Here is a 20,535-nt window from a genome sequence, read left to right as displayed (position 1 = left end):
CCGGTCACTGCCGCGGCCCGCAAAAATTATGCGTAGCGTTTGAACACCAGAGAACCGTTGGTGCCGCCGAACCCAAACGAGTTGGAGATCGCGACGTCGATTTTCATGTTTCTGGCGATGTTGGGAACATAATCCAGATCGCATTCCGGATCGGGATTTTCCAGGTTGATCGTCGGCGGCGCGATCTGGTTGCAAATCGCCAGCGAGGTCAGTACGGCCTCGATGCCGCCGGCCGCCCCCAGCAAATGGCCTATCATCGATTTGGTCGAACTCACCGCGACCTTGTAAGCGTACTCGCCCAACGCGGCTTTCATCGCATGGGTTTCTCCGATGTCGCCGGCCGGCGTCGAGGTGCCGTGCGCGTTGATGTAATCGATATCTTCCGGATTCAACTTGGCGTCGCGCATGGCGTTACGCATGCAGCGAGCCGCGCCCTCGCCGCCCTCGGACGGCGACGTGATGTGATAAGCGTCGCCGCTCATGCCGTAACCGACCAACTCGGCGTAAATCTTGGCGCCGCGCGCCTTGGCGTGCTCCAACTCTTCCAACACGATCACACCGGCACCGTCGCTCAATACAAAGCCGTCGCGATCGCGATCCCAAGGCCGGCTGGCCCGTTGCGGATCGTCGTTACGGCGAGACAAGGCCTTGGCGGCGGCAAAACCGCCCATCGCGGTCGGCGATGTCGTGCAGCGCTCGGCGCCGCCGGCGACCATCACGTCCGCATCGCCGTATTTGATCAAGCGAGCGGCGTCGCCGATATTGTGCGTGCCGGTCGAGCAGGCGGTGACGATCGCGAAATTCGGGCCTTTCAACCCGTATTTAATCGACAAATTGCCGGAGATCATGTTGATGATGTTGCCGGGCACGAAGAACGGCGAGATCCGCCGCGGGCCGGCCGCCGTGTAGGTGGCGTAGCACTCTTCGATACCGGTAATCCCACCGATGCCGGCGCCGATCGCGACGCCGATACGCTCGGCATTCTGTTCGGTGACGACGATACCGGAGTCTTCGAAAGCCTGACAACCTGCCGCGATGCCGTAGTGCACGAAACCATCCATACGTTTGGCGTCTTTCTCGGCGATGTAGTCGCCGATATTGAAGTTTCTGATCACACCGCCGAAGGTGGTCGCAAAGGGCGAAATATCAAAGGAATCGATCGGACTAATGCCGCTCTTGCCATTGACGATACCGTCCCAAGTATCGGCAACATTGTTGGCTAAAGGCGTGACGGCGCCCAAGCCCGTAATAACAACTCGACGTGTGCTCACAGAAAACTACCGGTAAAAAAGAAGACAACCAGGAAGAGAGGGAGGAACCGGCTAGTGGATGGAAACGCCATCCACTAACTGACTTGAATCGACTTATTGCAAGTTGGCGTTGATGTAATCGATAGCCAATTGGACGGTGGTGATTTTTTCGGCTTCTTCGTCCGGAATTTCGCACTCGAATTCTTCTTCCAGAGCCATGACAAGTTCAACTGTGTCTAAAGAATCAGCGCCAAGATCGTCAACAAAAGACGCATCGTTTGCGATTTCTTCCTTTACGCCTAATTGTTCCGCGACAATCTTTTTTACTCGTTCTTCGATATTACTCATATATTTTTCCTCGAACAATGCAAATGCCTGATTGCAAGCACTTACCTTATCTTTAGTGTTGTATTAATTGAATTTGCAATCTCGTCACCGGCCGGGCCTAACGACTTAGCGGATTATACTTGATGTTCAAAAATTTTCACAACATTAGCCCAACCCGCTATGACTGAGGCTTGGCGCTCAAATTCCTGACGATTTCCTCGAGCGGCACCAGATTGAGCTTGATTCTGAACAGGATTTCCCTATCCTCCAACACGCCGTAACACTCGTAAGTCCGCAGCAGAATATCGGTGTGGTTCAGCGTATTGTCCTTGGATTCCGGCAGTTGCTTGACCAGAATATGCAGCTTGTCGTTGTTCTTCAAACGCTGTACCAAGCAGCGATCGACCGAGATGTCGTGCGAGGTGTACACCATCGGATTCGCCTTGAAATCGTGGTGTTCCAGCTGGGCCTTTTCCAGCAAGGCCCCCGAGGTCAAACAGCAGGGAAACACCTCCGGATAACTGGCGATGTGCGCCAGTTCGTCGAAATACGCCGATTGTTCCGCCAACGATCCCGACAGGAAATTCTTGACGTTACCGTTATGCATCCACTTCCGTTTCAGGAAGAAGTCGGTGCCGGGTACGATGCTGTCGTCCGCCAGCGCATTCAGGTCCGGCAAGCCGCTCAGATCGGTATTGGCCAGGAACAACGGGGTCTTGGTTTCCTTCTTGTAACCCAGCAAGATCGTCTTGCCCTGCGATTTGATCGCCACCCGGTTGGTCAAGGTCAATTCCGGAATCGTCGCGATCAGGGTTTTTTTGATGTCCAGCGTCATTTCCTGCCGAGGCCGCAAGGCGTTGACGAAGGTGATCTGGTAATTACTGAAACGTAGGCCGCGATCCGCGATGATCTTGTCCTCCTGATGCGCTTCGCGGTACAAGCGCATCTGGTATTCGATCAAGGTATTCAACTGAAAACCCAGCACGATAGGCCCTTTGAACGGGTTATGCGTAATCTGCAGCCACTTATGCTTATCGTGAAACAAATTGAAGTCGTCCGACGCGTTGCGGGCAACTTCAATATGGATTTGTTCGAACTGAAAGGTTTGCTCTGTCATCAAAATAACCGATTGTTTGAAGCGTAACTAGCCGCATTTTAGGCCGAATACGCGCCGATCGCGAACCGAGGCGCTCGCTGCTCTGTTTCCCGACCCAAGCGCGCCAGTAGCGCGACAGGAAAAAATTTTGTAGGCTTGACGGAACGCCGGCCCGCTTTTTAGCCGACCCACGATCAAACCAACCGGGAATCTCAATGAACCTCGATCTGCGCACGATGATGGTGATGATAGCCGTGCTCAGTTTTCTGTTCTCGATACTGCTCGCGGTCGCCAGCCTGCACGCCCGCGGCGTGCAAGGACTCCGGCATTGGGCCTTGGCAAGCTTTTGTATCAGTCTGGGCTCGTCCATCGCCTTGCCCAATCTACACGCCGGCCAGGGCTGGCCCGTGGTCGCCGGCGCGGCATTGCTGGCGGCGGGATCGACGACCCAATTGGCCGGCATTCAAGCCTTCAAGGGAGAACCCTGCCACATTCGCTGGATGATCGCCGTCGTGGTAGCGGTCGGATTTTTCAGTTATTGGTTCAGTCTGGTACACATCAATATTCAATTTCGAGCCATCGCCAATTCGCTGGTGTTCGGGGCGATCAATTTCACCTGCGCCCGCGCCTTGCTGATCAGACTGCCCACGCCCGAACGCACCGCCCACTGGTTGACCGGAGCCTCTTTCGCGGTGCTAAGTCTGATCTACGCCTCTCGAGCGATCGCGATTTACTCGGCGCCGCCGGGTACCTACACCCTGTTCAGCCCGATGCTAATCAACCCGGTCATGTTCTTGGCGGGCAGCGTCATCCAATTGTTTCTGACCTTCGGCTTTATCTTGATGGTCAATTACCGGATGGCTTCCCAACTGGAAAATCTGGCCACTACCGATGCGCTGACCGGCGCGTGGAACCGGCGCAGTCTGGAGTTGGAATTACAGCGCATGCTGGCGCGCAGCCAACGCCGTCAGGAGCCGATGTCGGTGGTTATGCTGGACGTCGATCACTTCAAGCTGATTAACGACAGCCACGGCCATCGGGCCGGCGACGAAGTCCTGCGTCAGCTGACGGCTAGAGCACGGCTGGAAATCCGCCGCGACGACTATCTGGCCCGCTACGGCGGCGAGGAATTTTGCCTGCTGCTACCCGGCACCACCGAACTGGATGCCCACCAATTGGCCGAACGTTTGCGCCGCATCCAAGCCGAGCAAACGGTCGATTGGCGCGGAACGCCGATCAACAGCTCGATCAGCATCGGCATCGCCAGTTCCGAACACACCGGCCTTAACGGCGACGCGCTGCTGGAAGCCGCCGACGCCGCGCTATACCGTGCCAAACAAACCGGCCGCAACCGCGCGGAAACCTTTTCGCAATTCCGGATCAGCCCGGCATGACCGAGATAGTGCTGTGTACTCTGAATGCTCGCTACATTCATTCGGCCTTCGGTTTGCGCTACCTGTACGCCAATATGGCCGAACTGCGCGAACGTACCCAAATCGCCGAATTCGGCCTACAGCAACGGCCGGCGGAAATCGTCGAGCGCTTGCTCGACCAGCGACCTAGGATTATCGGCTTTGGCGTTTACATTTGGAACGTCGCGGAAATCGGCGCGGTACTGGCCATCCTCAAGCAAGTCGTGCCGGACATCACCATCGTGCTAGGTGGGCCGGAAGTCAGCCATCCACCGGATTTGCCGGCTTGCGCCGAACTGGCCGATTACATCGTCACCGGTCCCGGCGAACGGAGTTTTCCGGCACTGTGCTGTCAATTGTTGACCGGCGTAAGGCCCGAGCCACGCATCGTCGCCGGACCGACGCCGGCGCTCGCCGAATTGGCCTCGCCCTACCCGTACTACAGCGATAGCGATTTGCGCCAACGCCTCACTTACGTGGAAGCCTCGCGCGGCTGCCCGTTTAAATGCGAGTTCTGCCTCTCGGCGCTCGACGCGACCGCCAAGCCGTTTCCGCTCGCGGCGTTTTTAAGCGAACTGGACGCGCTATACCAACGCGGCGGCCGCCATTTCAAATTCATCGACCGGACCTTCAACCTGCGTATCGACAACAGCGTGGCAATACTGGAATTTTTTCTGGATCGGCTCGGCGACGGCCTGCAAGTGCATTTCGAAGTCATTCCCGATCACTTGCCGGAACGCCTGCGCGAAGCGATTCGCCGTTTTCCGCCCGGCGTGCTGCAATTCGAAGTCGGCGTGCAAAGCTTCGACCCGGACGTACAACAACGGATCAGCCGCCGCCAGGACAACGCCGCGACCGCCACTAACCTGAGCTGGTTGCGCGAACACACCCACGTCCACATTCACGCCGATCTGATCTTCGGCTTGCCGGGCGACACCCTCGCCAATTTCGGCGCCAGCTTCGACCACCTCTACGCGCTCGGGCCACAGGAAATTCAGGTCGGCATTTTAAAGCGCCTGCGCGGCGCGCCGATCAACCGTCACGACGACGCCTACCGGATGCGTTACGATCCGAATCCGCCTTATTCGGTACTCGCCACCCGCGATATCGGTTTCAGCGAGATTCAACGCATGCAGCGATTTGCCCGATACTGGGATATGATCGGTAATTCAGGCCGCTTTACGACCAGCCTACCCCTCCTGTGCGGCGATCGGCCGTTCGAACGGTTTTTAGACTTTAGCGACACGCTGTACGCCGGCGCCGGCAGCACTTGGCAAATCGCGTTGAAACGCCTGTACGAGCTAAGCTATGGCATCATGACCGAGCGCTTGCGGATACCGGCCGCTCCGGCGGCGGCGGCCTTGGCGGCCGACTACCGGCGGAGCGGCGAAAAAGGCCGGCCGGCGTTCGAAGCCGGCGCCTCGCCAGCGCCGGCCAAACGTCCGCAAACCGGCAAACGACAACGCCAAGCAATATGCGATTGACCCATGAAGACCCGGCGCCGCGAATGCCGCGTCGACACCCGACCTCCTCCGACTACGCAAAGGAAACCCGATGACTCCACTGAGCGAATACTTCGATTACCGGCAAGATGCCAACGGCCAAACCTATATCGCCGCTAAAATTCGCGGCATCGCCCTACTCCGGCTGCCGGCCACCAATAAAGGCACCGCTTTCACGATCGAAGAGCGTATCGAGCTGGGCGTGGACGGCTTGTTGCCGCCCCGAGTGACCGATCTTAACCGCCAATTGGACCGTCTCTACGCCAACTACCTAAAACAGCCCAGCGACCTGGCCAAGTACCAATTTCTCCGCGCCACCCAGGAACGTTCCGAAGTCTTGTTTTACGCGCTGTTGGAGCGCCATCTGGAAGAGATGGTCCCCATCGTTTACACGCCGACAATCGGTCAGGCCGTCCAACAATTCAGCTCGATGTACACCACCGCGCGCGGCCTGACGTTTTCGGTGGAAAACATCGACCGGGCCGGTACCATCCTCGACAACTACCCCTGGCACGACATCCGGATGATGGTGGTGACCGACTCGTCGGCCATTTTGGGCATCGGCGACCAAGGCATGGGCGGTCTGGCGATCTCGATCGGCAAATTGGCGCTGTATACCGCCGGCGGCGGCCTGTGCCCCTTCCAAACGCTGCCGGTCAACCTCGACGTCGGCACCAACCGCGACGATTTGCTGGCCGATCCGTTTTATCTGGGCGTGCCGCAAAAACGCCTGACCGGCCCCGCCTACTTCGAGATCGTCGATAAATTCGTCGCGGCGGTCCAAGCCAAATGGCCCAAAGCCATCATTCAATGGGAAGATTTCGCCAAAAACGTCGCGTTCGACGTGCTGGAGCGCTACCGCGACCGGATTCCGTGCTTCAACGACGACATTCAAGGGACCGGCGCGGTGGCGCTGGCGGGTTTGCTGTCGGCTTGCCGACTGAAGGGCGAAGCCTTGACCGATCAAACCGTCGTGGTGGCCGGCGCCGGCGCCGGCGGTATCGGCGTGGCGGCCGCGATCAAAAGCGGCATGATTCGCGCCGGTCTGACGCCGGACGCCGCGCAAGCCCGGATTTTCGTCATCGACGCGCACGGTCTGGTCGTCAAAGGCCGCACCAGCGATGCCTACAAATCGCCGTTGGCGCAAGATCCGGATATTTACCGCGACTGGGGCGTTGCCGCCGGCCAAGTACCCAGTTTGCAAGAGGTCATCGCCCACGCCAAACCCAGCGTGCTATTGGGTTTATCCGGCGTCGCGGGCCTATTCAGCCGGGAAATCGTTACCGATCTGGCCGGTTTCCATGCGCAACCGATCATTTTCCCGCTATCCAACCCAACCGACAATTGCGAAGCCAATCCGCAAGATTTGCTGAATTGGAGCGAGGGGCGGGCCATCGTCGCCACCGGCAGTCCGTTTCCCGACGCCAGTTACGGCGGGCGGCAATATCCGGTGGGTCAGGGAAACAACGCCTTCATTTTTCCGGGTTTGGGTTTGGCTGCGACCTTGGCCGAATGCAGCCGCATCAGCGACGAAATGGTCCAGGAAGCCGCCTATGCACTAGCGGACTACACCGCCGAACATTGGCTGGACGCCGGCCTGATCTACCCGCCGGTTGCCGATCTGAAAAAGGTTTGCCAATCGGTCGCCAAACGCGTCTTGGCCCAAGCCCTGCGGGACGGCTCCGCCAGCCGCACCGATTTGAACGGCACCGACTTGGCCGCGTATATCGAATCGGCCTCGTGGCGAGCGGAACAGCTGCCCTTCAAATACGAACCGGCTTAAACCCGCTGAGTCGCGCTATTTTCCGTCCAAGCGATGCCATCTCAGCCGAACCGAGACCGGCCCGAGTATTCAACGGACCGCTCTCGGTTGGAACGGAACAAACCAGCGGCATCGGTAGCCGACTGTCTCGTCGGCGCGGCTTATTGCCGATGCCGACCGCCCGGCGCCACACCAAAATCAGCGAAACTGCTCGTGGTATTCTCGCCACTGTTCGGCGCTCAACGGCAGCTCGTTCAACTCGGCCCGCGCCTCGCGCCAGGCCGGATAATATTCGTTCAAGATCGCGACAAACCGTTCGTTATGGCTTGGCTCCAACAGATGCACCATTTCGTGTACCAGCACATACTCCAAAAGATGCCTAGGCTTCTTGACCAATTCGGTATTCAAGCGAATATGTCCGGCTTTGGGGTTGCAGCTGCCCCATTTGGTTTTCATCCGCTGCAAAAAATACTGCTTAACCGTTACGCCCAGCTTGGCTTGCCATTTAGCAATCAACGGCGGGATGGCCTGATGCAGCAACACCTTATGCCATTCGTGCAGCAACTCGGCGCGTTTTTCCAGAGACGTATCTGGCGGCAAGTACATGGAAATCCGCCGGTGATCGACATTCACAAACGGCTTGCCGCCGCGTGCCATGATCGTCAGCAAATGCCGCCGCCCCCAAAGATAGTGGGTCTCTCGCTCGACAAACTGTCTGGGGGTCTCTCTGGCCTGATTACGCAGTTTAGCCTGTTGATCGCGTATCCATCCCAACTTTGAAATCGCGTAAGCCCTGGCCACTTCCAAACGGGTTTCCAGCGGAGCGGCCAAGGTAACGCGGCCTTCCGGCGGATGAACCGATAGATGTACATTCTTGATTGCCTTTCGAGTCACCTCGATAACAATCTCACCCAGTTCGATGGTTTCAATCATCAGTAGCCCGGCTGATTCTTGATGATCTCGAACAAGGCCAAAGTGGCTTCCTTATGCTTGTTCAGCAACAGAAACAAAAAATTCAAAATCACACTTTCCTTCGCTTGGTCTCCTTTCCAGCCCGCCGGCGCTTGCTCCCGCATGGCATGATCAATTTTTAGCGCCAGTTGCGCACGCTCATCGCTGTAGTCGGCCTTGGGTTCATGCGCCTGTGGCGTCGGTGAGGCTTCCGGCATCAAATCGGCCAGATTGTTGTAGATGACGATGGCCTCATGCTTGCCATGCAACATGGCGGGAATGCCGGCCTCGGGTTGTTTGGCCGCCAAGCGTTTGACCAACTCTTCGGCCTTGCGCAAAAACGCCTCATAAGCGGCAGTATCCGCTCGGCTTTGCTTGATCAGATCGTCGAGCAGCTTGGACATCCGCGCGTAGAACCTGGGGTCGGTGAGCTGGTCGCGGATAATGGTCTTGCGGACGTTGTTGATGATCCCCTCGGCGATAGCGTTCTTCGACAGCTTGCCTTTTTGGTTCAATTTCTTGGCAATAGCGTCGTGGATACCGGTCTCGATGATCAGCTCGGTCAGCGACATTTCACCCAGTTCCCCTAATGCCTCCGCCGGGTCGGCCTGGATGTAAGTATTGATGAGGTGGCGCATGTCAGCCTCGTAAGGCTTGATGTCCAGCTCTTCACCCGAGTGTTTCTTGATGGCGGCGCGAATCTCGGCGTAGAACTCCACTGCCTTTTTCAATGCCTCGGCCTCGGCCTCGGAATAACCCGCCTCGGTCAGTTCCTGGGCGATGTCGGCGTAGGCACGGGCAAAGATCGCCACTGCCTTGTAGTACGTTACCCGCAATGCTTCGGTTTCGGTTAGCGCCTCGGGATTAGCGGCATCGCCGCAGAAATAATGCAAGTACTGCTCGACTTCACGCGGCGGCAGTACCGGTTCGCACAGGTAGTGCAGTGCTTGACGGGCATGGTCTAGTTGCTTTTTGCCTTCTTCCAGCCAGTTTTTCAGGCGCACGTTGTTATCGCCGCCGTTGCCCTGGTCGATGTCCAGTTCGTCGGAACTGTACACCGCGATGGCTTGCTGAACGTCGCCGAAGAGTTTTTTGAAGTCGACGATGTGGCCGTAGTCCTTGTCGTCGCCATCCAGCCGATTGGTGCGGCAGATCGCCTGGAATAGGTTGTGGTCGCGCAATTCGTTGTCGAGATAGATGTAGGTGCAGCTGGGTGCATCGAAGCCGGTCAGCAGCTTGCTAACCACGATCAGCAATTTAAGATTGGCCGGCTCGTCGATGAAGCGGCGCTTCATCTCCGTTTCGTATTTCTCGGTCGTCGGAAAATCCTTCAATACCAACTGACTATAGGTATCAAACTTATAGCGTTCATCGCTGTTGGCGGGTTCTTTCGAGATGGCATTGGCATTCGCTTCGTACGAGGTAATGATGCCGCAGTAGGGGCCAAAGTGGGTATTTCCGAACAGCCTGAAATAATGACAGGCATCGTAGATGGAGGCGGCCACCAGAATAGCGGTGCCGCGGTCGTTGTTCAGTCTCGGTTTAAGGGCAAAATCGGAGATGATCTCGGCGACCACCTCGCGTTTACGGCCCTCGGCGCTCATCAACTCTTCCATCGTCGCCCAGCGTTTACGCAACGCCGCCTTCTGAAAGTTGTTGAGATTTTGGGTTTTCCGCTCGAACCACTCGTCGATTTTCTTCTGCGAGGTCAGCCGTTCGGGCACGTCGCGGGCCTCGTATTTCAAATCCAGCACCACTTTATCGGCCACCGCCTGATGAAACTTGTAGGTATGGATATAGGTGCCGAACACGTCCCGCGTCATTTGCTTGTCCTTGCGCAGCAGCGGCGTGCCGGTAAAACCGATGAAGATCGCGCTCTCCAGCCAGCGCTTCATCTGCTTGTTCATGTCGCCGCCTTGGGTGCGGTGGCATTCGTCGACGAACACGTAGAATCGGCCGAGTATTCTTGGAAGTCCTCGGTCTTCAAGAACTTCGGTTATTCCGTCATAGAGATCATCTTCACGCTTGCGTTTTTTTCGAGTAGGGAACTTATGTATCAAAGCACACATGACTCTGGGATTGGTTGCAGCCAATTTAGCAACCAATTCGTTCCGTGAAGTAATACGCGGCGACGCCGAGTTTTCGCCAATCACCCCGGCATTGCGCATGACGCCGACAATCTGCTTGTCCAGCTCGTCGCGGTCGGTGACCACCAAAATCCGCGCCTCGGGATCATGCTCCAGCAACCACTTGGCGATCAGCACCATCAAAATGCTCTTGCCGCTACCCTGGGTATGCCAGATGACTCCGCCCTCCCGCTTGGCAACGCGTTCCTGCGCGGCCTTCACGCCGAAAAACTGGTGCTGGCGCGGCACCTTTTTCTGGCCGGCGTCGAAGATGATGAAGTTGCGAAGCAAATCCAGCAGCCGAGCTTTGCCGCACAACTGCGCCAGAGGTCGATCCAGCAATGCGCCGATGGCTGTCGTAGGGGCGGGTTTCAAACCCGCCCCTACCAAACCGTCCCCTTCATCCTTCCACTCCACGAAGAACTGCTCCGGCGTGCCGGTAGTGCCGTAACGCAGCCCTTGCGCATCGCTGCCGGCCAACACCAGTTGCACCGTGCTGAAAAAACCTTGGTTGAAAATAGCTTCCTGATTGGTGATCAGCTGGCGTATGCCATCCGCCACATCCACCGAACTGCGCTTTAACTCGATCACCGCGATGGCGATGCCGTTGATATACAGCACAATGTCCGGCCGCCGCTCGTGGCCGCCCTTAAGAGTCACTTCCTCGGCCAGAGCAAAGTCGTTAAGCTCGGGACGTTCCCAATCGATCAAATGCACCGTCTCGTGCGCCTGACCGGCGGCAATTTGCACCGGCACGCCGTAACGCAATAACTGGTAGGTGCTCAGATTGGCCTGATACAAGGTAAAGCCGGTGGTTTCGGCGGCAATCTCCAGTTTCTGCAAGGCAGCGCTGATGTGGGCGGCGGAATAGCCGCGCGCCATCAGGTTGTCGCGAAGCAGTGCGGTTTCAATGAGGCGGTTGTTCTGGCGTTTGCTCCAGTCGCCAAGATAGCGGTAGCCCAAGCTATCCGGCCGTGTCGGGTCGGCAAACAAGGCGACGACTCGGTTCTGGGTGTTACGTTCCGAACGGCTGTGTTGTTCCCTCATGAATTAAGCTCCTATTGCCTGTCGGTTTGTGGTTGTAATTTCGCCAGCGTTTTTTCGACAACGGTTATAAAAATCGGACTTGGTATTTTCACCAGCGTTTTAGCCGGCGTTTTCACCCGCACTTTCAGCAACCGACTGCACTGGCAGTAGGCTCGATGCATCATCACCAATCAGCGCCGGTTTGCCGTCTTTCCAGACCACGGCATACTGACCCAGGCGGCGTTTGCGTTCTAACGCTTCACCAACCGCTGCCGTCAGGCAATCCAGAAGTTGTTTCTCTTTGGCGGGAATCGTGTTCATCATTGGGCCTCGCAAACGCTTAAACTAAAAAATCTATTATGCTGAGGCTAAGTCGTGCCACAAATCCTGCCAGCTCGGATTGGCTTGCTCAATCAGCCGTTTTTTAGCGGCTCGCGACCAATTCTTTAACTGCTTTTCCCGCAATATGGCACTCTCCATCCTGTCCTGCACCTCATACCAAACCAGCAGGTGCGCTCCATAGCGTTTGGTGAAGCCTTCGGCCATATCGGTTTTATGCTGGTAAACACGCCCAATCAAATTCGAAGTCACGCCAATGTAAAGCGTCCCGTTTCGTTGACTGGCCATTATATAAACACAGGGTTGTTTATCCATTTTTGCATGATTTTCAGTTTGACCTGCTGACTTTAATCCCGCCAAAAACAGCGCCGACAAACTTTAACGCAAATACCGCAATAATTCCCCGGCAGGGATTGCCGGGTTCCAGAAGCCATGGAGGGCTTTGGCGTTTTACCTCCCTGTAATCTGGGTTCCGGCAATCCCTGCCGGAACGACGGGTAGCGCGGTCATAGCAGCCAGGTCTTGCCGGTCAGCAATTCCTGCATCATGCCCTGTTTGAGGGCGCGGGGTTTGTCGCGGCGGGCAGACGGCTGCGTTAAACTTCAGTACCGTAAAGTGGCTCGCGGCGCCGTCACCCCGGCAGGGATTGCCGGGGTCCAGAAGCCACGGAGGGTTTTGGCGTTTTACCTCCCTGTAATCTGGGTTCCGGCAATCCCTGCCGGAACGACGGGTGGCGTGATCATAGCAGCCAGGTCTTGCCGGTCAGCAATTCCTGCATCATGCCCTGTTTGAGAGCGCGGGTTTTGTCGCGGCGGGCAGACGGCTGCGTTAAACTTCAGTACCGTAAAGTGGCTCGCGGCGCCGTCACCCCGGCAGGGATTGCCGGGGTCCGGAAGCCACGTAGGGTTTTGGCGTTTACCTCCCTGTAATCTGGGTTCCGGCAATCCCTGCCGGAACGACGGGTGGCGTGGTCATAGCAGCCTGGTCTGGCCGGTCAACAGTTCCTGCATCATGCCCTGTTTCAGGGCGCGGGTTTTGTCGCGGCGGGCAGACGGCTGCGTTAAACTTCAGTACCGTAAAGTGGCTTGCGGCGCCGTCACCCCGGCAGGGATTGCCGGGGTCCAGAAGCCATGGAGGGCTTTGGCGTTTTACCTCCCTGTAATCTGGGTTCCGGCAATCCCTGCCGGAACGACGGGTGGCGTGGTCATAGCAGCCAGGTCTTGCCGGTCAGCAATTCCTGCATCATGCCCTGTTTGAGGGCGCGGGTTTTGTCAAGGCGGGCGGACGGCTGCGTTAAACTTCAGTACCGTAAAGTGGCTCGCGGCGCCGTCACCCCGGCAGGGATTGCCGGGGTCCAGAAGCCATGGCGGGTTTTGGCGTTTACCTCCCTGTAATCTGGGTTCCGGCAATCCCTGCCGGAACGACGGGTGGCGTGGTCATAGCAGCCTCGTCCTGCCGGTCAGCAGTTCCTGCATCATGCCCTGTTTCAAGGCGCGGGTTTTGTCGCGGCGGGCTTCCAGCACGGCGAGTTCGGCATCCATGTCGGAGAGGATGGTGGCGATGGCGGTTTGTTCTTCTTCATTTGGCAAAGCCAGCTCTACGAGTTTCAGTGACTCTTTATTTAGCGTGTATCCTTTAACGGCCTGCTTGCCATATAGAGAAAAATCGGTCCGACCAAGTACGTAATAAAGAAAATCAGCATTTGCCTGCAACTTGTTAAAACTACAAATTGCCTCATTGGTAAACAAATCACAACCAGCGAAACAAAGGCGCCCAATTGAAAGCTTGAAGCTCATCAACAAGGTTCCTTTTGGAATAATCGACATTGACTCAGCGGCAAGCTGGGTGATCTGCTCCTTTGAATTAGACACAACCTTATCTTTGAGGTCTGCAATTGACAGCCATGGGTAACCGTTACCCCACATTGATGCGTTGAGTCTTGGTGGCGTTCTACCCATTTCAATTTCGCATATTTCACCCAACCGCGTAACCTCCCACTCCCCACTATACCCCGGCAAGCGGGTTTGGCCGGTGAGGAGTTGTTCCATGGCGGCCTGTTTGAGGTCGCGCTTCTTGGCGATCAGCCGCTCCAGCCCGTCCAGCAGCGCATCCACATCGCTCAACGCCGCCGCGATGGCGTGTTGTTCAGCGACTGGAGGCACTGGCATCGGGATTTCCATGAACTTTTCACGCGGTAGATGCGCGATACTCGTCTGCGTCACATAATTCTTGAGCATGCCGCGATCAGACCATTGTCGCAAATACGCAACCATGACTTTAGAGTTGAATCCGTTTAGTGGCCTCAAGCGATGAAGCGCTTTTTGATAGTAGCACTCTGATATAGGGGCTTCCCAAATTGCGGCTCGACCTACTTCGCCCCCTTCGCAAACGAGCAGATCACCTTTGTAAAGTCGGTACTTTTCAATATCCGCACGAGACATTGGAACTATAGGTAGTTCTGAGATATCGATCCTATCCCACTGAATTGCTCTATTGCCGAGGTAAGGTTTAGGAACGCCAGTGTTTCTCTCGGCGTCGAGCATTTTTCCAAGTTTGACCTCAAACTCATCGCCCACGGTTGAGACTTTCCAATCCTCCGGAATAACCCCCACCTCCGTCATCTTGTACCCAGGCTTAATCAAAGCCCCATTACCAACCTGCAAGCGATAAGCCGCGCTGGCTTCGTTGACCGCCTCGGCATGGTTTGTTGGTTGATTACTCATGGGTTTGCATTTTCCACGGCATCGCTGAACCGTCGAGCCTTGGGCAAGCAGTTGATTTCCATGCCATACGTTCGATGCGTCCGGTTACCGAAGGTTCACAAAAGGATTGATGACGGTCAAACGATCTTCGATCACCTGACCGTGTTGCAGGTCTTCGGAATAAAGCTGCCGACAATCGGCTTCCAGGGCGCTGGCGACAATCAAACTGTCCCAGTAGGAAAAACCATATTTCAGTTTGAGCCGATGGGCGAAACGTATCGTGGTGACTTGAATGGTCTGGATGGCGGCAATCGAAATGATGACCTCGATATTGTCTTGAATCAGCCTGTCGATGATTTTCTTTTTCAGCATCACGCTGTAGTACTCATTGAGCACTTGAGTACTGCTTACTAATGCCGGCAAGGTCTCGATCAATTCCAACGCAATAGCGCATTTTTCATGACTGTGCTGAAAATGCGCGTACACCCAGACGTTGGTATCGATAAAGCTGTTAACGCTCATATAAAGCTTCTCTGGCAGGCAGTTCGATACCCTCGACTACAAAGCGATGGGCGTAGGCTGTTCTGCGCTCCGTGACTTGCTGGCGGCCGGCGTCGCTATCTTTAAGCACGATGATGGTGAATTTTTCGCCGGTGGCAATGGGCAGGTCGGCTAATAAAACACCATGTGAGCTATCCATCACCAATTCTTTTGTTAATACGACTTGCATGGCATTGTCCTCGATAAGATTTTCAATTTTGGGGCAAATACGTTTTGGGCGGTGGTTTGGCGCGCGTAGCGAGCACATACCAGAGTGTGCTGGATTTTGAGGCATTCGACCCGATATGACCAACGCAATTGGTCAGACAGTGTCTGACTTATTGTGCCGTTGGGAGGATTCATTTCCATGTGATGCCCATCCTGGTGAGATGTCGCTCGACTTTGCTCGCCAGTTTGCTTACCTCGTCTTCCAACTGCGGCAGTGGCGCGGCATAGCGTTCGGCCAGTTGGCGGATGCGACGGGTCAGCGTCTGCGAAACCCGGTCCAGTTCGCCCTGTACGGCGGTGGACAGATGCGCCATCCACTTGTCGTCGATCACCAGCGTTTTGATTTCGGCTTCGCTCAACGTCGGGTATTTTTCATAAGCCTTTTGGTCGAGCGCGGCTTCGGCTTCCCTGATTTGTTTTTTCAACACGCCGATCTGGTTGCCAAATTCCAGCCATTGTTTCAACACTTTTAACTCTTCGGCGCCTTCCTGGTCATTACCGGTCGCTTCCAGCATCCCTGCCTCACGCGACATAAGGCCATCCGTGGCCAAAATTTCCTTGATCCGGTCTTTAACGGCGGCGGCATTGATGTTGTCGTATCCGGAAAAGATGGCGTCTTCGCCGCCGTGTTCTTCTTCCAGCTCGGCTAGGCTGGCGGTGGCGGCTTCCAGTTCGGCTTGTTTGGCCTCAATGGCGGCCTGTTCGTCGGCAAAGTAGCGGGCGACGATGAGGGGCTTGGGGAGCAAATCGCAAACCCAGCCTTTGTCCTTGGTTTTACCTTTTTTGTCGGTTTCGACGATGCGTGTGGGTTGGGCGACCCAGCCGTCGGCGGCGATCAGATAGCAATCGTCCTGCATGGTTTCGGCCCAGTAGTCCATCAGGTGCTGGTAGATGTCGTAGGCATCCAGCAGCGGCGCAGGCTTGAAGGTATTCAACAAGTCTTCGGCGATGGTTTCGATCAATGCTTTGGGATGGCCGTCTTTGCCAAAGCCGGTCAGTAGCGGCGTGACGGCGTCTCGCCAATGTTGAAAGCGTGCGCTGGCTTGGGCGTTGAAGGCGGTGAATTCGGCGTGGCCGAAGATGGCGGGTTTGACCTCGGCCAGCGGCAGCGTCAATTGCGTATAACCGGGGCGCAGCACGGCGAACAAGCTGGCGCGCACACCGGGCAACACTTGCCAGTAATCGGCTAGTGCATCCAGGTCGCGTTCGGGGATGCCGCCGTTCAGGTGACCATCGATGTCCTGAATGTCTTCCGGCTCAGTGCTGTCGATGTAGCGCGGCAGATTCAGGTTGAAGTCGTTTTTCGGATCGGCGATTTCGTCGAACGGCACCATCCGAGCATAGCGCGGCACATCGGCTTGCTTGCCGAAGGTGTCGACGATTTTGTGGATGTCCTGCTCGCGCAGGCGGTTTTTGTTGCCGTCCTTGATAAAGCCCTTACTGGCGTCGATCATGAACACGCCTTTGCGGGCGGTGGCGTTTTCCTTGTCGATGACCAAAATGCAGGCCGGGATGCCGGTGCCGTAAAACAGGTTGGCCGGCAGGCCGATGATGCCTTTCAGATACCCGGACCGCACCAGTTGCCGGCGAATCAACGCTTCGGCATTGCCGCGGAACAATACACCGTGCGGCAGAATGCAGGCGGCTTTGCCGTTGGCTTTCAGGCTGCGGATGATGTGCAGCAAATAGGCGTAGTCGCCTTGTTTGGCCGGCGGCTCGCCCCAAACAAAGCGCTGGTAAGCATCGTCGCCCGGCGTCAGGCCGGTGCTCCAGGTCTTGACGGAAAACGGCGGATTGCGACCACGTAATCGTAAGTGCGCAGGTTTTCGCCGTCTTTGAACTTGGGCGAGGCCAGCGTGTTGCCGGACAGGATGGTGGCGGTCGGGAAGTCGTGCAGAATCATGTTCATCCGCGCCAAACCGGCAGTGGTGACGTCTTTTTCCTGGCCTTCGAGGGTAATGTGTTTGCCGGCTTCGGCGGCGACTTTTAGCAGCAAGGAGCCGGAGCCGCAAGTCGGGTCGTAAGCCGTCGTCGAGCCTTTGGCGTTTTCCGGCGAGATGCCGATCACCTTAGCGATGATACGGCTGACTTCCGACGGCGTATAAAACTGGCCTTTGCTTTTGCCGCTTTCGGTGGCGAAATGGCGCATCAGGTATTCGTAGGCGTCGCCGAGAATGTCGTCGTGCTCGGCGCGGTTCTTGGAGAAATCCAGCTCGGGCTTTTGGAAAATGCCGATCAGGTTGGAGAGCTTCTCCACCATGTCCTGGCCTTCGCCGAGTTTGTTGGGATCGTTGAAGTCGGGGAAGTCGCTAAGCGCCAAACGGGAGTTAGCATTGACCAAGGGGCCGATGATCTGGGTGTTGATCTTGTCGCCGATGTCGGATTTGCCTTTGAGGGCGATCATGTCCTTGAAGCTGGCGCCGGGAGGAATCACCACCGGCGGCGCGAAGTCATCGCTGTCGGCGTATTTGTCGGTGATGTATTTGATGAACAGCATGAACAGCACGTAGTCCTTGTACTGACTGGCGTCCATGCCGCCGCGCAATTGGTCGCACGAGGCCCACAGCGAGGAATAGAGATCGGATTTTTTAATAGCCATGAATCGGTGATGGTGTGGCGTGTTTAGTCTTGGTTATTGGGGTTAGTCGATTGGCTGGGAACGGCGATGCCGTGTTGGCCGCAAAAGCCGTGAATCAGCACTTCCACCCTGTTAGCCAGAAAGCGATGCTTCCGTTCGGCGGCCAGACACAGCGCTGGTTTTAACGCCGAATCGATGCGAAACGTCGGCTTGGCGGCTTTCTTTGGTAGCCGGCCGGCTGCGCCCATCCGGATTACGGTACTGGGAACGTATCGCTATGTAAAGGAAAGCCGGCGACTATCCAAGTCCAGCGGACCTCGCGAAGCGTGGAAGTTTAGCCTCCAGGCGAATATCCGGCCGAAAACCGAGAGCGATCGGCGGCGGCCGCCGCGAACATCGCGCCGTTCGAAGCTATGCACCGCCACGGCAAGCCGTTCGAGTGGATGACTCTATCGGCTGAACGCGACAAGCCCTGAAGATGAAGGCAAAGAACCGCTGCCGCGCCAAATTGCTCGGATCGGCGCGGCGTCACGCCAATCCGAGCGCGAACTAGATTTTTCGCCGAGTCAGCGGGTGACTATCGAAGGCTTTGCGGACATGACGCCAATGTTCGACGACATTTTCTATCCGTTGGGTATCGCCGGTTTGCAGCTGGGTGAAACACTCGCTGCTGCGCACAAAGGACGCCAGGAAGTCGCCCATGATCAATTGCTGAGTTTGATATTCCGCCATGGCTTGACGCTTGGTCGCCACTTCGGCGGGCATCAAATTCAAACACACCCGGTGATGTCCGCGCAGCGGTAAATCGTCGGGCAGTTGCATGGGTTGCCCGCTCCAGTCCTGAGCGATCCCCCAATTCGAGCCGGTCGGCCATCCGGGGCGCCAATGGATCAAGTACGCCAGCATTTTCGGATGAATGTTTTGCGAGGGTTCGCGCGCCAGCCAGTCGCGCACGGCCAGCAACGTGAACATACCCAAACCGGCGTGATCCGAGTCGTTTTCCATCACGTCCGGGAAGGCTATCATGGTCGGACGGGTCTCGCGCAAGATCGCCACCAGTTCGCTGAGTAAGTCCTGGCCGTCTTGCGCGTAGCCTCTATCGACCGCTTCGCTGTAAGGCACATGGTCGAAGCCGGTGAAGTCCGAGCGCATCGGCTGGTTGCGCCGCCAATGCGACACCAGTGCCGAGTAGATGCTGCCGTCCGAGAAGCCCAACAAGTCCAGATGCAAAAACCCCTTGCCCAACACTTGGGCCGCGCGCCGCGATTCGTCCAGGCGACGTTCGCCGAACGCCAGAAAATCGGCCGCGGACGGCTTGCGCTTGCCGGTTTGCTGAACCACGGCATCGACGTAGGCGTCACCCGATGTCACGACGACGCTACGGACACTGCCGCCGTTGGCGAATACTCGTTGCGCCAGACCCGCGGCGCTCAAGCTTTCATCGTCGGGATGCGGCGCCAATATGAGCAGGCGCTCCCCCCTGCCCACGTCCAGCGCTTGCTCCGGCGCGGCGGCGGCCGGTAATGCCACCGCAACGGAAAGCCAAAAAAACATAACATGCCAAACACGATCAGACTGCCGCATACGCTGCTCCTGCTTCCAAAATAGACCCGGATGAAATGTGTCCGCTCGGCCCGTCAACACGGACCGGGCTATAATCCGCCTCGACTGGAGACCAGCGAAGACCGTGCCAAACCATGCCGGCACCGCGACCGGCTGCAATTGTGGCCGACTCAGTCCGGTTTGCAACCGACCCGGTTGAAATATCCGCCAGATTGGTTGCTATCAACCATTCGGGACGAACCCGCTATTCGGCCACCACCACCACCGCGACGACCTGATGAGAAACCGATTCAAACGCGCCTATCGACGTTATCGGCTACGCGGCCACGCCATTCCCTTCCAAACCTGGACCCAAGCCACCGCTGAGTTACCTTTACTGCAAGGACTGACGCCAATCGAACTGGCCCGCTTACGGGTGATGAGCTCGTTGTTTCTCCGCGAAAAAAACCTGGTCGGCGTGGATATTGATCTAAATACCAACATGCGCATCGTCATCGCGGCACAGTGCTGCCTGCCGGTTTTGTATTTGGGCTTGGCTCTGCTGTCCGGCTGGTTGGATGTCGTGGTTTATCCCGACGCCTTCGTCGTGGCGCATGAAGACGTCGACGACGCCGGCGTCGTACATCAAGAACAGCGAATTCTGACCGGGGAAGCTTGGTCGGCGGGACCGCTGATATTGTCCTGGCAAGAAATCCTGGAAGACATCGAATATCCGGAATCCGGACAAAACGTAATCGTTCACGAGATCGCCCACAAGCTGGATATGCGCAATGGGGTCGGCAACGGTATGCCGCCGCTGCACGCCGATATGTCGGTGAGCGAGTGGACGACCGCGTTATCCGCTGCCTTCCGCCAATTGCGCCAGTATCCCGAGTTGCCGATTTCGAGCTGGATCGATCCTTACGCGGCCACCGATCCAGCCGAATGCTTCGCGGTGTTTAGTGAAGCGTTCTTCTGCACGCCTGCGATTCTGTTGGAACATTGTCCGGCGGTGTTCCGACAACTGAGCCTCTATTACCGCCAACAGCCGCATCGGCGTCGCGATCGACAGCTAAACATCGACCATCGTTAAGCCCCCCGACCGGAAGCGCGTTGCAGGCTCATCCGAAACCGATGGAAATCCATTCGACCGC

At 56.8% G+C, this 20,535-nt stretch carries 16 protein-coding genes and 1 pseudogene; 4 read left to right on the top strand and 13 right to left on the bottom strand.

Going from position 1 to position 20,535, the window contains the following annotated elements:
- Positions 1 to 26 precede the first annotated feature (26 nt).
- From fabF to BJL95_RS10965, 3 genes are all read right to left on the bottom strand, one after another.
- Positions 27 to 1,271, bottom strand: a complete 1,245-nt coding sequence (gene fabF, locus BJL95_RS10975; protein ID WP_064027430.1) for a beta-ketoacyl-ACP synthase II — start codon at positions 1,269 to 1,271, stop codon at positions 27 to 29.
- A 93-nt stretch (positions 1,272 to 1,364) separates the two neighbouring features.
- Positions 1,365 to 1,598, bottom strand: coding sequence for an acyl carrier protein (acpP, locus tag BJL95_RS10970; RefSeq protein ID WP_013820083.1), 234 nt, complete (start codon positions 1,596 to 1,598; stop codon positions 1,365 to 1,367).
- A gap of 157 nt (positions 1,599 to 1,755) precedes the next feature.
- Entirely contained in the window at positions 1,756 to 2,694 is a 939-nt protein-coding gene (locus BJL95_RS10965) for a hypothetical protein (RefSeq protein WP_064027428.1), read from the bottom strand.
- Between the two features lie 194 nt (positions 2,695 to 2,888).
- On the opposite strand from BJL95_RS10965, the gene BJL95_RS10960 reads away from it, so the two are divergent.
- From BJL95_RS10960 to BJL95_RS10950, 3 genes are all read left to right on the top strand, one after another.
- The gene (locus tag BJL95_RS10960) at positions 2,889 to 4,067 is read left to right on the top strand and encodes a GGDEF domain-containing protein (protein WP_071157921.1); all 1,179 of its coding nucleotides are present in this window, start codon (positions 2,889 to 2,891) and stop codon (positions 4,065 to 4,067) included.
- Positions 4,064 to 5,569, top strand: a complete 1,506-nt coding sequence (locus BJL95_RS10955) for a B12-binding domain-containing radical SAM protein (RefSeq protein WP_071157919.1) — start codon at positions 4,064 to 4,066, stop codon at positions 5,567 to 5,569. The genes BJL95_RS10960 and BJL95_RS10955 overlap by 4 nt, the downstream gene beginning before the upstream one ends.
- 70 nt (positions 5,570 to 5,639) lie before the next feature.
- Positions 5,640 to 7,370, top strand: coding sequence for an NAD-dependent malic enzyme (locus BJL95_RS10950; RefSeq protein WP_071157917.1), 1,731 nt, complete (start codon positions 5,640 to 5,642; stop codon positions 7,368 to 7,370).
- 177 nt (positions 7,371 to 7,547) lie between these two features.
- Here BJL95_RS10950 and BJL95_RS10945 read toward each other — a convergent pair whose 3' ends face one another.
- From BJL95_RS10945 to BJL95_RS10900, 10 genes and pseudogenes are all read right to left on the bottom strand, one after another.
- Positions 7,548 to 8,282, bottom strand: a complete 735-nt coding sequence (locus tag BJL95_RS10945) for a M48 family metallopeptidase (RefSeq protein WP_071157915.1) — start codon at positions 8,280 to 8,282, stop codon at positions 7,548 to 7,550.
- Positions 8,282 to 11,473: a type I restriction endonuclease subunit R gene (locus BJL95_RS10940; RefSeq protein WP_071157913.1), complete on the bottom strand. Its 3,192-nt coding sequence runs from the start codon at positions 11,471 to 11,473 to the stop codon at positions 8,282 to 8,284. Before BJL95_RS10940 ends, BJL95_RS10945 begins: the two co-directional genes overlap by 1 nt.
- A 99-nt stretch (positions 11,474 to 11,572) precedes the next feature.
- Positions 11,573 to 11,776, bottom strand: coding sequence for a hypothetical protein (locus BJL95_RS10935; protein WP_217631680.1), 204 nt, complete (start codon positions 11,774 to 11,776; stop codon positions 11,573 to 11,575).
- A 33-nt stretch (positions 11,777 to 11,809) separates the two neighbouring features.
- Entirely contained in the window at positions 11,810 to 12,151 is a 342-nt protein-coding gene (locus BJL95_RS10930) for a GIY-YIG nuclease family protein (RefSeq protein WP_254786775.1), read from the bottom strand.
- A gap of 1,076 nt (positions 12,152 to 13,227) precedes the next feature.
- Entirely contained in the window at positions 13,228 to 14,514 is a 1,287-nt protein-coding gene (locus BJL95_RS10925) for a restriction endonuclease subunit S (protein ID WP_071157909.1), read from the bottom strand.
- Positions 14,515 to 14,598: 84 nt separating this feature from the next.
- On the bottom strand, positions 14,599 to 15,015 hold the full coding sequence (locus tag BJL95_RS10920) for a PIN domain-containing protein (protein ID WP_083385917.1): 417 nt from the start codon (positions 15,013 to 15,015) through the stop codon (positions 14,599 to 14,601).
- Entirely contained in the window at positions 15,005 to 15,223 is a 219-nt protein-coding gene (locus tag BJL95_RS10915; RefSeq protein WP_071157906.1) for a hypothetical protein, read from the bottom strand. The genes BJL95_RS10920 and BJL95_RS10915 overlap by 11 nt, the downstream gene beginning before the upstream one ends.
- 169 nt (positions 15,224 to 15,392) lie before the next feature.
- A pseudogene (locus BJL95_RS10910) lies at positions 15,393 to 17,794 on the bottom strand (N-6 DNA methylase).
- 89 nt (positions 17,795 to 17,883) lie between these two features.
- Complete coding sequence (locus tag BJL95_RS10905) at positions 17,884 to 18,087, bottom strand: hypothetical protein (protein WP_071157904.1); 204 nt, start codon at positions 18,085 to 18,087, stop codon at positions 17,884 to 17,886.
- Positions 18,088 to 18,388: 301 nt separating this feature from the next.
- Positions 18,389 to 19,423 (bottom strand): PIG-L deacetylase family protein, encoded by a 1,035-nt coding sequence (locus BJL95_RS10900; RefSeq protein ID WP_083385915.1) that lies wholly within the window; start codon positions 19,421 to 19,423, stop codon positions 18,389 to 18,391.
- 256 nt (positions 19,424 to 19,679) lie between these two features.
- Here BJL95_RS10900 and BJL95_RS10895 point away from each other — a divergent pair, with 256 nt between their 5' ends.
- A complete protein-coding gene (locus BJL95_RS10895) occupies positions 19,680 to 20,474 on the top strand; it encodes a zinc-dependent peptidase (protein WP_071157900.1) in 795 nt (264 codons plus the stop codon).
- Positions 20,475 to 20,535 lie beyond the last annotated feature (61 nt).

The organism is Methylomonas sp. LWB (assembly GCF_001856095.1).
GTDB lineage: Bacteria > Pseudomonadota > Gammaproteobacteria > Methylococcales > Methylomonadaceae > Methylomonas > Methylomonas koyamae_A.
Note: the sequence above shows the minus strand (reverse complement) of the source record. Positions and strands in the feature narration are given on the sequence as shown.